The organism is Rhizobium centroccidentale, assembly GCF_030182565.1.
In the GTDB taxonomy this organism is placed as follows: Bacteria; Pseudomonadota; Alphaproteobacteria; order Rhizobiales; family Rhizobiaceae; genus Rhizobium.
This window is the reverse complement of the sequence record NZ_JAQJCG010000011.1, coordinates 39,476-52,332: the sequence shown is the minus strand read 5'-3', so window position 1 is coordinate 52,332 and position 12,857 is coordinate 39,476. Positions and strand designations below refer to the sequence as shown.

General features: G+C 60.0%; 9 protein-coding genes. 6 read left to right on the top strand and 3 right to left on the bottom strand.

What is annotated here, in order from left to right:
• The first annotated feature begins 4 nt into the window (after nucleotides 1–4).
• The 4 genes from PH562_RS16030 to PH562_RS16015 all read left to right on the top strand — a co-directional run bounded on the left by PH562_RS16030 (nucleotide 5) and on the right by PH562_RS16015 (nucleotide 5,317).
• On the top strand, nucleotides 5–658 hold the full coding sequence (locus PH562_RS16030; protein ID WP_069616299.1) for an ABC transporter ATP-binding protein: 654 nt from the start codon (nucleotides 5–7) through the stop codon (nucleotides 656–658).
• Between the two features lie 95 nt (nucleotides 659–753).
• Nucleotides 754–1,953, top strand: coding sequence for a KpsE/RkpR family capsule polysaccharide export protein (locus PH562_RS16025; protein WP_285174128.1), 1,200 nt, complete (start codon nucleotides 754–756; stop codon nucleotides 1,951–1,953).
• 14 nt (nucleotides 1,954–1,967) lie between these two features.
• On the top strand, nucleotides 1,968–3,074 hold the full coding sequence (locus PH562_RS16020; protein WP_285174127.1) for a hypothetical protein: 1,107 nt from the start codon (nucleotides 1,968–1,970) through the stop codon (nucleotides 3,072–3,074).
• Between the two features lie 56 nt (nucleotides 3,075–3,130).
• Nucleotides 3,131–5,317: a glycosyltransferase family 2 protein gene (locus PH562_RS16015; protein WP_285174126.1), complete on the top strand. Its 2,187-nt coding sequence runs from the start codon at nucleotides 3,131–3,133 to the stop codon at nucleotides 5,315–5,317.
• 22 nt (nucleotides 5,318–5,339) lie between these two features.
• Here PH562_RS16015 and PH562_RS16010 read toward each other — a convergent pair whose 3' ends face one another.
• Nucleotides 5,340–8,795 (bottom strand): ATP-binding protein, encoded by a 3,456-nt coding sequence (locus PH562_RS16010; protein ID WP_285174125.1) that lies wholly within the window; start codon nucleotides 8,793–8,795, stop codon nucleotides 5,340–5,342.
• On the bottom strand, nucleotides 8,795–10,030 hold the full coding sequence (locus PH562_RS16005; RefSeq protein WP_285174124.1) for a metallophosphoesterase family protein: 1,236 nt from the start codon (nucleotides 10,028–10,030) through the stop codon (nucleotides 8,795–8,797). The genes PH562_RS16010 and PH562_RS16005 overlap by 1 nt, the downstream gene beginning before the upstream one ends.
• A gap of 224 nt (nucleotides 10,031–10,254) precedes the next feature.
• Between PH562_RS16005 and PH562_RS16000 the strand changes: the two genes are divergently transcribed.
• Together PH562_RS16000 and PH562_RS15995 are read left to right on the top strand one after the other, a co-directional pair.
• Nucleotides 10,255–11,241, top strand: a complete 987-nt coding sequence (locus tag PH562_RS16000) for an aldo/keto reductase (protein ID WP_285174123.1) — start codon at nucleotides 10,255–10,257, stop codon at nucleotides 11,239–11,241.
• Nucleotides 11,242–11,384: 143 nt separating this feature from the next.
• Nucleotides 11,385–12,122 (top strand): SDR family oxidoreductase, encoded by a 738-nt coding sequence (locus PH562_RS15995; RefSeq protein ID WP_285174122.1) that lies wholly within the window; start codon nucleotides 11,385–11,387, stop codon nucleotides 12,120–12,122.
• 150 nt (nucleotides 12,123–12,272) lie between these two features.
• Here PH562_RS15995 and PH562_RS15990 read toward each other — a convergent pair whose 3' ends face one another.
• On the bottom strand, nucleotides 12,273–12,791 hold the full coding sequence (locus PH562_RS15990; protein ID WP_285174121.1) for a winged helix-turn-helix transcriptional regulator: 519 nt from the start codon (nucleotides 12,789–12,791) through the stop codon (nucleotides 12,273–12,275).
• Nucleotides 12,792–12,857: the final 66 nt, after the last annotated feature.

Here is a 12,857-nt window from a genome sequence, read left to right as displayed (position 1 = left end):
CACCATGATCAGCTTCAAGAACGTCTCCAAATTCTTCAAGACACAAAGCGGCAAGAAGATCATCCTCGACCGGGTGCATTGCGAGTTCGAATCTGGCTATTCCTACGGCCTGCTTGGCGTGAACGGTGCCGGAAAATCGACGACGATCCGCATGATTGCAGGCACGATGCTGCCGAATTCGGGCAAGATCAGCAAGAATGTCCGGGTATCCTGGCCGCTGGGCCTCGGCAGCGGCTTCAATCCCTTCATGACGGGGCGAGCCAATGTTCATTTCGTTGCGCGCGCTTATGGTGAGGATGTCAGGCGCGTCTCCCGCTTTGTCGAAGAGTTCGCCGAGTTGGGAGACTACCTCGACGCCCCGGTGCGCACCTACTCCTCGGGCATGAGCGCGCGATTGGCATTCGGGCTTTCAATGGCGATCGAGTTCGAATGCTATCTGGTGGACGAGGTTCTTGCCGTTGGCGATGCGCGCTTCCAGGAGCGCTGCCGCATCGCATTCGAGAACAGACGCAAGAATTCCGATATCATCATGGTGTCCCATAGCATGAGCATGATTAATACACATTGCGACAGGGGTATTGTACTTGTCGATGGCAGACTTATCGTCTTCGATAAGGTAGAGCAGGCTATCGAAGCCTATTACAGATTGAATCGATAGAAGATCAGGGATCGACGGCAAGGCCCAATATGGCTCATGATACCGAAAACGCGCCAAAAGCGCTTCAGCTCAGCGCGACGGAGCATAGCCGGAACGTGGCCACGAATCTGTCGGTGACCGCGCGGAAACTGCGCTTCTCGACATCGAGGCGCAGCCAGCTGTTCAAGGCCGTCGGCCTGCGGCCGCGGCCGATGCAGCAGATCATCGGCAAAGTCATGCTGGCATCGACCTTTCTGCTGATTGTCGTCCCCAATGTCGCTTCGGTCTACTATTTTACCTGTGTCGCGTCCGATCAGTATCAATCGGAAACGCGCTTTACTGTCCGCACCTCCACGCCCGCACTCGGCAGCAATCAGATTACCAAGGTGACCGGCCTGCCGCCGGCGCAGATCGTACAGAACACCTTGATCGTCACTAACTTCATCAAGAGCAAGGACATGGTTACCGCGCTCGAGGAAAGGGTCGACTTTCAAAAGATCTACGGCAGCGACTCGATCGATCGGATTGCGCGCCTGAAGAAGGATGCGAGCTCGGAAAAGCTGCTCGATTACTGGGAAGACATGGTTTCCGTCAAAATCGATGCGAATAGCGGCATCGTGACGGTCAAGGCGCGCGCTTTCACCGCGGCCGATGCCCAGAAGGTATTGCGCGAGGTCGTCGCCGCGTCCGAAGTCGTTGTCAACGACGTCAACACCCGCATCTGGCGCGATGTCATCTCAACCGCCCAGGCGAATCTCGACAATGCTAGGGATCAGCTGCAGAAAGCGCGGGATCAGCTTTTGATTGCTCGCAACCAGACAGGCGTCCTCAGCGTCGAGGGATCGTCGACCGTTATCACCAACTTGATCTCATCCGTGCAGAAGGAGAGGATAGAGCTTCAACAGAAATATGATGCGCTGCTTGGAACTGTCTCCGCCGATGCACCGCAGATGCGCGTGTTGAAACGCGAAATCGACAGCAGGCAGAAGCAGATCGATCAGCTCAACAGCCAAGTCGCAGGACAGAACAAGTCCGCGCAGAATCTTGCGGACGTTTCCGTGGACATGTCACAACGCGAACTGGAACAGAGCCTTGCCGAACAGCAATTCGCCACGAGCATGAAGACGCTCGAGCAGGTCAAGTTCGTCAGCAAGCAGCAGCTGCTCTACCTCGATACGTTCCTGGCGCCCAGCCTCCCCGACGAGGCCGAGTATCCGCAGCGGACACTCTGGATCGCCGGCATCTTTAGCGTGACAATGCTTGCCTGGGGCGCGGTTTTCGGCATCCTCGCAAATCTCCGAAGTCGTCTGGCGTAGTTGCACGAAGCCCCATGCAAATTTTGCGCGACATCGTCTATCAATTGCTTCCAAGACCACGGCCATCCAGTGCGTTGGCGGAAGATGGTGAGCGTGTTGCTCGGCGCCTGCTGATCTTGTCGCGCCATCCCAATCCGAGTTTCAGCTATTATCTTGCTGAGCGGGCCAAGACACTCGGCCACATTCCGGTCATCATGAAAGGCCTCGACGACCCCCTCGACGCTATCGATAGCGACGGGCTCTTCGTCATCATTTGCCGCTACATCAAGCAGCCGCAATTGCGCTGGCTGGAAGAAAGACGAGGCTCGCTTGCCGGGGTCGCCTATTTCGTCGATGACGACATTCCCGCGGTCGTGACAGGCAACGAGGCCGGTTGGCTCTATAAGTTCAGGCTGATCAAATTGGCCGTCCGCCCAATGCCGAGGGTCAATAGGCTTCTCACTCATGTCTGGACCTCGACCGAACCCCTGGCAAACGCGCTCGCGATGAGAAACCATCGGATCGATATCCTGCCCCCGCTTCCAACGGACGCAGCAGAAATCGTGGTCAATACCGGGGATGACGGAGGCGCGCGGCTGAGGATGGTCTATCATGCCACCGGCGTCCATCGCCGCGAACACGAGTTCCTCATGCCCATCGTCAAAGCCGCGATGGAGAAACACGGCAATCTGCATTTCGAGGTTTTTGCCGCCGGCGCTCTCGCCCGACGCTGGGCTTTGCAAGGGATCGATCCAGCAAGAATGACGATCATCCCGCCGCTTCCATGGCCGGCCTATCTCGCAAAGACAACGCATCATCGAGCTGATATCGCTCTGGCCCCCCTTCTGTCCGGAAAGACGAATGCAAGTCGTTCGGATACCAAGCGGATCGACATCAGCCGCCTGCAGGCAGCAGCCATATTTTCCCGATGCCCGACTTTCGAACGATGCGTCGTTGCCGGGGAACTTCACATCGGCAATACCGCCGAAGAGTGGCTTGCCGCTATCGACCTGCTCATAGGTGACCGCGCGCGGCGGCTTTCTGCGCGCGATGCCACACGATATTCGATCGAGAAAATGCGGCTATATGCCAGTCCGACATTTCCAGGCATACGTTTTGAACCTCTCAGCGGCGCGGGCTAGGCCAGGAATTTCGCAGGCAATGCCTCTGCTCGCATGTGGAAGAAATCAATATTTCGATGACACTCAAAATCATACCGAACGCCGATCTCGAACGGGAAATCTCTACTGATGCCGATCTCAGCCTATGGAAATCCCTGGGGGATGATCCGGCTTTCGAGATCAGATTTTTGCCCATGCGAAAGAAACTGGTCGTTATCTATGTGGTCGCGACCGACGAGCCCCTAGATCCCAAGTTCTATATTAATCGCGGCTATGGCTTCCGAGAGAAGGATACGGTCTCGCTTCCGGAAGGGCATCGTTTCGTCATTACCGCCGATATCGGTTCGGTCGGCTCCATTTGCGCCCTGCGTGCCGATCCGGCAAGCTTCCCGACGACGTTCCAGTTCGCCGCCAAGACCTTTGCGTCAAAAAAATCGGCCGAGGCATATATTGCGACCCTTCTTGAACCGGATGGAAGGACCAAGCGTGTCGATCTCGGCAAGCTCCCGCAATATTGGATGAAATTGCCCAAGCTTCGCTTTGGGCGACGCGCCGCAAGTCTGACCGTGCAATATGCCGACGCCAGCTATGGGCTTGCCTCCGCACTGGAGAGGGCACCAATATCTGCAACGGCCGGAACCTGGCTGAGCGTCGTCGTCCCGGTCTACAATGCGCCGCCCCGCTATCTGAACGACCTCGTCAAGTCTTTCGAAGAACAGGGCGAAACAGGCACCGAGCTCATCCTGAGCGATGATGGCTCGACGTCGCCGGAAACGCGGCAATGGTATCAGAGCCGGCAATCGAAAGACGATATCCGCTTTGTGCTGAATGAGCGCAACGGCGGCATCGCGGCCGCTACCAATGCGGGTCTCTCCCAAGCACGGGGACAATGGATCGCTTTTCTCGATCATGACGATGTTATCGCACCGCATGCCTTCAAGCTCATCCGGCATACGCTGGAGCAAAATCCGGGCGCGAATTTCCTCTATACGGACGAACTGGTGGTCGACGACATCTTGAAGCCGACGGGCGTCATGCTGAAGCCGGCCTATGATTCCGTGCTGCTGACGGGCGTCAATTACATCAACCATTTTTCCATCTACCGCCATGATCGCCTTCGCGAGATCGGCTATCTCCGCATGGGCTACGACGGCTCGCAGGATTACGATCTGCTGCTGCGTTATCTGGATGGCGTTCCGGAGGAGAGCATCCTCCACCTGCCCTACCCGGCATATTGGTGGCGCCGCAATGGCAAGACCTTTTCCCGCAAGTTCATGGAGGCCGCCACCACGAACGCCAGAAAGGCGCTGGTCGAACGATTCGAGCGGCTAAAGCAAACGATCGCCGTCGAGGGCGCTCTCACCACGACGCTGCACCGGATCATCTTCGAAGCCCCGCATGCGTGGCCGAAAATCTCGATCGTCATTCCGAGCAAAAACAATTTCGATCTGATTTCACGCATCCTCGGCGATCTCTTTGAAAAGACGGATTATCCGCATTTCGAAGTTTTGGTCATCGACAACGGCTCTACGGATCAACCGGTTCTCGATCTCTACGAGCGCTACCGGCGGAGCGAGCCGCGATTTTCGGCAACTATCACACCGGAAGCCTTCAACTTCTCGCGCTCGGTCAATCGCGGCCTGAGCGCAGCGACGGGGGAACACTATCTCATCCTGAATAACGACGTCGAGGTCATCGAAGCGGACTGGTTGAAGGAAATGGTCTCCTGCCTCGCCTATGACAGGACCGGCATCGTCGGCGCCAAACTGCTCTTCCCCAACGACAAGATGCAGCATGCCGGTGTAGTCATCGGTTTCGGCGGTCTTGCCGGTCACTGGTACATGAACAAGCCGAAGGAGTTTGGCGGACCGATGAACCGGCTGCATGTGCGCAACACCATGACCTGCGTGACCGGAGCGGTGATGCTGATCTCGGGGGACTGCCTACGGAAAATCGGTCTCTTCGACGAGGAGAATTTCGGGGTCGCCTATAATGACGTGGATTATTGTCTGCGGGCGCACAAGGCCGGCTATCGCATCGTCTGGACGCCGTTTGCTTGCCTTTATCACCATGAATCGCTGTCGCGCGGCTCGGACAAATCCGGCGAACGGAAGAAGCGCTTCGAGCAGGAAAAGCAGAACTTGCGCCGGCTCCACTCCACGCAGGGTTTCATCGACCGCGCGCTGAACCCAGCCTATAGCCGCGACAAATCGGATCCCAGGATCGTGGTGCCGACGCGGCTGTATATCCCGTCGATGCCGTAGTGCAATTTGTCGGTGAACCGCGTCAGAGCTGGATCAGGTCCAGATCACGGCCGATCTCGCTCTTGGCGATGTCGACCACGCTTCTCTCATGGGTAAACAGGATCGTCTGGAAACGATCGGCCGTCGCGGCAAGCACCTGCAAGCCTGCGCTGACACGCTCGTCATCGAAGGTCTGGAAGATGTCGTCGACGATCAACGGCGCAGGCTCGTTGCGAGCGGAGTAATCTTCGAGGAACGCCAGCCGCAACGCGAGATAGAGCTGGTCGCCCGTCCCCTCGCTCAGACCGTCGAGCGGCACGCGTTCGCCGGCCGCACGTTCCGCCAGCAACTGCAGCGCATCGCTTTCATCATGGGCTTCGACAAGGCGGGAGAAGCGGCCACCCGTCAGCTGCGAAAACAGCTCGCCGGCACGGCTGATGACGGGATCGGCCTGCTTCTCGCGATAGGCTTCCATCGATCCTGCCAGCATGCGGGCCGCAATCTTCAGCACGACCCATTGCCGCGCGAGATCCTTTGCCTCCTGTTCGGCCGAGAGCTTCTCGAAAACCGCGTATTCGGCACTGGCGCCCGTTTCCAGTGCTTGACGTTGCCGGCGGTTCTCCGCCAGCCGTGCGGAAAGTTCGCCATGGATGGCGAACTGCCGCTGATCTTCCTCGGTCAATCGCTCCATTTCGAGATCGGCGGCAACGCGTTCGAAGCCGGCAAGCTCGGCGCGAAGTTCGTCTTCGGCCTTGCCGTCGGCCTGCAGCCGGAATCGATCACGGCTTTCGGCGAGCCGGGCAGTAAGACGCGAGCGTTCGTGCAGGCGAGAGAGAAGTCCCGGCAGATCTTCGACGCCGTCGAGATCCGCGGTCAGATGATCGAGATCGGTAGCGATGGCGGCAAGCGCAGCTTCCTGGCGTACTACGAGCCCTTCGCCACGCTGCCGTTCCTCTTCCAGGCCGTCGCGCTTCTTCAGCTCGCCGCGCATGGCGTTGACGCGCGTGTGCAGCGCCTCGACCGCGGCATCCGGCGGCAGATGATCCAGCTCATAGCCGCTATTGGCGGCAAGGGTCGCCAACCGCCGCTCAAAATCCGCCATGTCGCGCCGCATGCCGCTGACCCGGCGCAGGCGGTTTTCGCGCTCCGCCAGGACATCAGGCAGTTCTTGCCATGCCTTCAAGGCGGCATTTGCCATGTCCAGCGTCGTATCGGGTGGCAGACCAAGCAGTTCTACGGCTTTGGCGAATGCGCCGCGCCAATCGGTGTGCTGTCGCTCCAAGCTCTGTTGCTGGTCGCCGAACCGGGCCAGCCTTTCACGCGCCGCACCGATCTCCCCTTCCCGCGTGCGGCTTTCGCTCCAGCGTTCGGACAGAAGGCGCAGATGCTTGCGCAGGCCTTCCGCAATCGCTGCCGGCGGAAGACGGCCATTCTTGTAGCCAGTCGCCTCGACGATATCCTGCAGAGCGGGCAAGACTCGGTCTTCCGCCAGTGCATTCTCATCGCGTTGATCGACTAAATCCCGCAAAGCCTTGCGCTCCCGTCGCAGCAGCTCCACTGCGCGGCGCCATTCCAGCATTGCCGATGGATCGAGGGCATCGACGCCACAAGGTTCAAAAAGCGCTGCGAAGGCTGCCTGGGCATCCTTCAGCGCTTTCTCGCAACCCTTGAGCCGACCGGAAGCCTCCTCCCGCTCCCGCAGCAGACGCGCCTGCCGCAAACGATAGTCGGCGTGGCGTGCAACACGATCCGCGTCACTCAGGGCGGCATCGGCCAGACGGTCCGCCTCGGCCACGCTGACGGTCAATCCCGCAAGGATCTTTGGTTCCGGGGCTGCGCCGTTCGTCCATCTCTGCTGTATGAATGACCATTGCGCATCGCGGCTCTCGCGTGCAGCGGCGATCTGCTCGCGCGTAACAACCGGCCCGGTGCGCTCGGCATCCGCGAGGATTCGTTCTATCTCAGCAAGCTGCTCATCATAGGTCTGCAGCTTGCCGGTGGCGTCGCGCACCTTCGATCGCGCGGCGTCGATCGCATCGCGATGTCCTGTAATCTCCGTCACTTCCGGCAGCGGTACCGAGAATAATATATCAATGTCACCGATCGGTGGCTGCAGACGTCCGGCCGTCTCGTGAAGATCGGCCTCGGTGCGGCGTATCTGGGTTTCCAACCCATCAAGGCGGGCCAAGGCGGAGAGATCACTGCCCAAAGCCTCGAGTTGGTCAATATAAGGTCTCGGATCGATCAGCCGCCCGTTAAGGCTGTCCTTCTCGAGCGCGGCCAACTGCCTGCGCTCACCGTCAGCTTGCTCGGCAAGCGACTGCATCTGCCGCGCAAGCTGCCTGCCCTGCTCCACCAATTCGGACAGGCGCGCGCGATCGATATCGCTCGGCTGCCGCCGCTCCAGCTCAGCCTCGGCAAGACCAAGACGACGGGTAAGCTGCGCGAGCGTTGTGTCGTAACCGGCAAGCTCCTGATCGACGCGCGGCAGATCGTGACGCTGGGCGCGGTAGTTGCCGGTATCGGCAAAGAGCTGCGTGATATCGGTCGACATCCGCAGTAACGCTTCATCCACCTGGATGCGCGAGAGATCCTCTTCCGCGCGCAGAACGGCTTGCCGCGCGCGTCGCAGTTCCGCTTCGCTCGCCTCTTTATCCCGCAGTCTCTGTTCTAGCTTGTCGGCAAAGCCGTCCGGTATGGCGGCAAGATCGGAAAGGCCATCGAGCGCATGAGTTTCCGCATCGATTTCTGACAGCAGAGGCTGCAGGGTCTTCAGCCGCTTAAGCCGATCCAGCGACTCGCGCGTGCCGCGCCGCTCCGCCTGCAGGCGCTCCAGTTCCGTCTCAAGTTCAGCGGCTTCGGCAAGCAGCTTCTTCCAGTCGCCGGACTTCAGCTCGTTGTCTCGCTCTGCCTTGCGGGCATCCTCGTAACGGTCGAGGGCCTGATAGAAGCCGCGGTCCTTCGAGCGCCTGGCCGCATAGATGCCGTCAGCCTCCGCTTCCAGCGACTGGCGCAGGCGTGAGAGGCCGGTCAGTCCGGACGCCGCCGAAAATAGCAGGCTGCCGATCTCGCCGCCGCTGCGCAGCATGGCGGACGCGCCCTGCCGCAATCGCTGCGAATCGAGACCGAAGGCGCGCTCGAAGACATCGCGACTGAGATTGCCGAGGAAGGGCGCAAGCGCATCTTCGGCGAGCGCCGTCTCCTTGTCGTCGGGCGCGAGAAGCGTGCCCTTGCGGCCGCGGCGGCGGCGGAAGCTTAAGCGTGCACCGTCACGCGCGCTGATGTCAGCGCCGATCCTCAAGGCTCCGGGCTCATGCAGGAAGCTTTGCTCGGCAGCGGTCGGGAAACCGAAGAGAAGATCGGAGATCGCGCTCAAAGCCGAAGATTTACCCGCCTCGTTCGGACCATAGATCACATGCAGCCGTGCATCGGGGCGAAAGTCGATCGCTCGATCGGTCAGCGCACCGTAGCGGAGAATGTCGAGGCGGGTAAAGCGCATCAGCCTGCCCCCTGCCCGCGCGTCAGCAGCAATTGCCGAGCCTCTTCGATGAGAGCATCCATGCTGTCGTCCAGTGGCCGTTCCGTCGCGCCGAGGCCGCCCGGCAGGCGCACTGCGATCTCGTCGATCAACCGGGCTGCCTCCGTCGCAATATCGGTATCGCCGGCATGGTCTGTCAGCAGCTGGCGCAGATCGAGCGCGCCGTCCGCCTCCGCCGATCTTTCCGGCGGCGGCTCCAGCCGCAGTTCGAGCTTTTCCAGCCAGATATCCTCATGCACACGATGGCAGGCAGCTTCCACCTCGTCGCGCCATTGCTGGCGGTTGGCGGCTATCGCGCCGTATAACGGTGACACACCGGAAAGCCGGACGCGCAGCGCGGTCATACGCCCCGCCATCTCATCGGCAATCGGCTGCACCGCCTGCTCCACATGGCGCAGGATCGCCGCCTGATCGTCCTCCGGTCCAACCACGATATCGACTTGCGCAAAACGCGCTTCATCGACGATCAGCCGCTCATGATCGATCCGCCCGTCTTCCACAGTCACCAGCACTGCGCCCTTGGTACCGCGCTCGCGGATATTGCGACCCTGCAGATTGCCGGGAAAAATGACGAGCGGTTCCTGCGCCACCACTTCAAAGTCGTGCACATGGCCGAGCGCCCAGTAATCATAGCCGCGCGAACGCAGGTCATCCACGGAGCACGGCGCGTAGGGCGCGTGCGGCTCGCGGCCGGTGAGCGAGGTATGGAGAATGCCGATATTGAACCAGCCGGAAACGGGCGCGGGATAGGTGATCGCCAGATTGTCGTTAGCGGAGCGTTCGGCAAAGCCTTGGCCATGCAGTGCCACCTTCAGCGCTTCCAGTCTGACGCTACCCGGCTTGCTGGTCGGAAATTCGTGGACGTTTGGCGGCAATGTGATGGTCTTGGTGATGACGCTCGCCGCATCGTGATTGCCGCGCAGCAGGTAGACCGGAATTCCCGTCCGCTCCAGCCGCGCCATCTCGCGGTTGAAGAACAGGCCGATCTTGTTGTCCTTCCAATCGCCGTCATAGACATCGCCGGCAATGACGAAGAAATCGACGCGTTTTTCGATCGCCAAGCCCACAAGGGTCGAGAACGCCTTGCGACTCGCTTCGACGAAGACCGCCGCAACGGCGGCGTCCTTCAAAGCCAGGCCCAGGAAGGGGCTGCCAAGATGGAGATCGGCGGCGTGGATGAAGCTGAAAGAGGGCATGGGCTCCAATAGCAATCAGATATGCTGTCCTTCCCTTGTACGGAAATGGAGGCGCGATGAATACCGCGCCTACGGCTTCATCCAACGGTTTCGTAAGCCGGCCAGCGCCTGCCATGTTTCTCAGTCACGCGATTGCGATCCTCGATCGCCAATGTGCGCTTGTGGCCCTGTCGGACGGCTGCTACTGCGCTATCATCTTACGAATAAAAGAGAGGAGACTTTTCATGAGACATCATGCCTTTGGACGGACGCCCTTTATCGTGACGGATGTCGGCTTCGGGGCCTGGCAGATCGGCGGCGCATGGGGCGATGTCAGCGAGGCCGACGGCCGCGCGGCGTTGAACGCCGCTCTCGATGCCGGCATGACCTTCATCGACACCGCCGACGTCTATGGCGACGGCCGCTCGGAAAAGATCATTGCCGATGTGCTGAACGCACGCGGCGGCGAGCGCCCGATGGTGGCGACGAAGGCCGGTCGACGGCTGAGCCCGCATGTCGCCGACGGCTATAACAAGGCCAATCTCGAAAGCTTCATCGACCGCAGCCTGAAGAACCTCGGCGTCGAGAGCCTCGACCTCGTCCAGCTTCACTGCCCGCCGACCGAAGTTCTCTATCGGCCCGAAGTTTTTGCCGGTCTCGACGAATTGCAGAAGGCTGGCAAGATCAAAGGATACGGCGTCAGCGTCGAGAAGGTCGAGGAAGCGCTGAAGGCGATCGAATATCCGGGCGTGCTCAGCATCCAGATCATCTACAACATCTTCCGCCAGCGTCCCGACCATCTGTTCTTCAAGGAAGCCAAGCGCAAGAACGTGGCTGTCATCGCCCGCGTGCCGCTGGCCTCCGGCCTGCTCTCCGGCAAGATCACCCGCGATACGCAATTCGCCAGCGACGACCACCGCAACTTCAATCGCCACGGCGAGGCCTTCGATGTCGGCGAGACCTTTGCGGGCGTGCCGTTCGAGGTTGGTCTCCAGGCCGTGGAGGAAGTGCGCAAGCTGGTTCCGGCCGGTGCGAGCATGGCAGCCTTTGCACTCCGCTGGATCCTGATGAACGATGCCGTCACCGTCGTCATTCCGGGTGCGCGCAATGCCGAGCAGGCTAAGGCCAACGCGGCCGCGGCCGATCTCGCTCCGCTTCCGGCCGATGTCATGGCGGCGACGCGCGAGATCTACGAGCGCCTGATCGCGCCGCATGTTCATCATCGCTGGTAACATCCATATCTGAAATACGTGGCCGGAACGAGCTTCGGCCACGATGGGCATATTGTTCCGCAGGTACAGAGACAGCATCAATATGCTGCTGCCAAGCTCGCCGCCGTTGAGGAAAGGGCCGGACAGGCCCAAGGAGGAATGCCATGAAAGTAGCGCTGGTAACGGGCGCCTCTCGCGGTCTGGGTGCGATGATCGCCTTGAAGCTTGCCGAGGCCGGCTGGGCCGTCGCCGTCAACTATGCGAGCGACACTCAGGGGGCCGAGAAGATCGTCGAGACCATTCGGCAGCGTGGTGGGCAAGCTTATGCCGCACAATTCAGCGTGATCGACAAGGACCAGCTCGTGGACGGCCTGGAAAAGATCGAGGCAGCGCTCGGACCGGTCGATCTCATCGTCAACAATGCCACAGGCCCTCAGCCCGAAATGCCGCTCATGGAGCAATCCTGGCGGACTTACCTCGACCAGCTCGAATTCTTCGTCAAGGCGCCTCTGGAGCTGCTCCAAGCTGTGCTCCCCGATTGGCGGGCGCGCAAATCCGGCCGCATAATCAATATCGGTTCCGAGATCGCTGAGCTTGGCAATCCGAATTTCGGCAATTATGCCGCCGCCAAGGGCGCGATGCTTTCGATGACGCGGTCCTGGGCAAGGGAGCTCGCGCCGGAAGGCATTACCGTCAATCTCATTGCGCCTGGATGGATACCGGTCGAGCGCCATTCCGATGCCTCGCAAGAAGCAAGGGACGGCTATCTCGCGCACACGCCGATGGCCCATTTCGGCAGGCCGGAGGATATCGCCGACGCCGTCGTCTTCCTCGCCTCGAGCAAGGCAGATTTCATCACCGGTCAGAAGCTTGCGGTCAATGGCGGCCGGACGCTGCTCTGACGTCGCCAGGCAGAAAAACGGATTCTATAACAAACGGCTCCAACCGAGATAGCGGTGCTTACCGCCATTTTACATCTTCAGCGAGCATTGCGGTTTCTGCGCACAGTCACCGAATCGAAGCATTCCCGCAGTTAGCGGCGCAAAACGATCTCACTCTTTGCGTTCCATTTTTGCGCGCACCTCGAGAAAGGCGTTTGTAAGACCCATCAAAACGGGCGATGTGACACTCCCATTTGCTCCGCCGATCGGGTCCGCAATGTGAATGTTTCTAAGATCGTTCATGAAGTCATCCCAAAGCGCCGGTCCGCCTTTCTCAAGAAGTTCGGCGCGGATGCTCAGGTCTTCGCTGGCAGGCAGATGCCGCCTACCCCAGGCGCCGATCATGGCGATCATCGGCACAAGCTGAATCGCCGGTTCCGTCAGGCTGTAAATCGCCTTCTGACTGTGGCTGGGATCGTCCAGCTTGGTGATCAAGCCGAGTGAAACAAGGCGCTTTAGGCGCGCGGCGAGTATGTTGGAGGCAATCCCCTCCTCGGAGCGATTGAGCAGTTCGCGAAAATGTCGGCGATTGCCGAACATGATGTCTCGAATGACGACCAAGCTCCAGCGATCCCCCAACACTTCCATTGTCAGGTTGATCGGGCATCCCGACCGCCGCTCGATATCCATATTCGCTTCCTTTGGTGAATCGATTGCAATGTAGAGCGAGCCATGCTAACACACAACCAGTTGCAA

Coding starts and splice junctions, on each gene's coding strand:
- PH562_RS15990 (WP_285174121.1), bottom strand. CDS start 12,791: ATGGATATCGAGCGGCGGTCGGGATGCCCGATCAACCTGACAATGGAA.
- PH562_RS16005 (WP_285174124.1), bottom strand. CDS start 10,030: ATGCCCTCTTTCAGCTTCATCCACGCCGCCGATCTCCATCTTGGCAGC.
- PH562_RS16020 (WP_285174127.1), top strand. CDS start 1,968: ATGCAAATTTTGCGCGACATCGTCTATCAATTGCTTCCAAGACCACGG.
- PH562_RS16010 (WP_285174125.1), bottom strand. CDS start 8,795: ATGCGCTTTACCCGCCTCGACATTCTCCGCTACGGTGCGCTGACCGAT.
- PH562_RS16015 (WP_285174126.1), top strand. CDS start 3,131: ATGACACTCAAAATCATACCGAACGCCGATCTCGAACGGGAAATCTCT.
- PH562_RS16000 (WP_285174123.1), top strand. CDS start 10,255: ATGAGACATCATGCCTTTGGACGGACGCCCTTTATCGTGACGGATGTC.
- PH562_RS16030 (WP_069616299.1), top strand. CDS start 5: ATGATCAGCTTCAAGAACGTCTCCAAATTCTTCAAGACACAAAGCGGC.
- PH562_RS15995 (WP_285174122.1), top strand. CDS start 11,385: ATGAAAGTAGCGCTGGTAACGGGCGCCTCTCGCGGTCTGGGTGCGATG.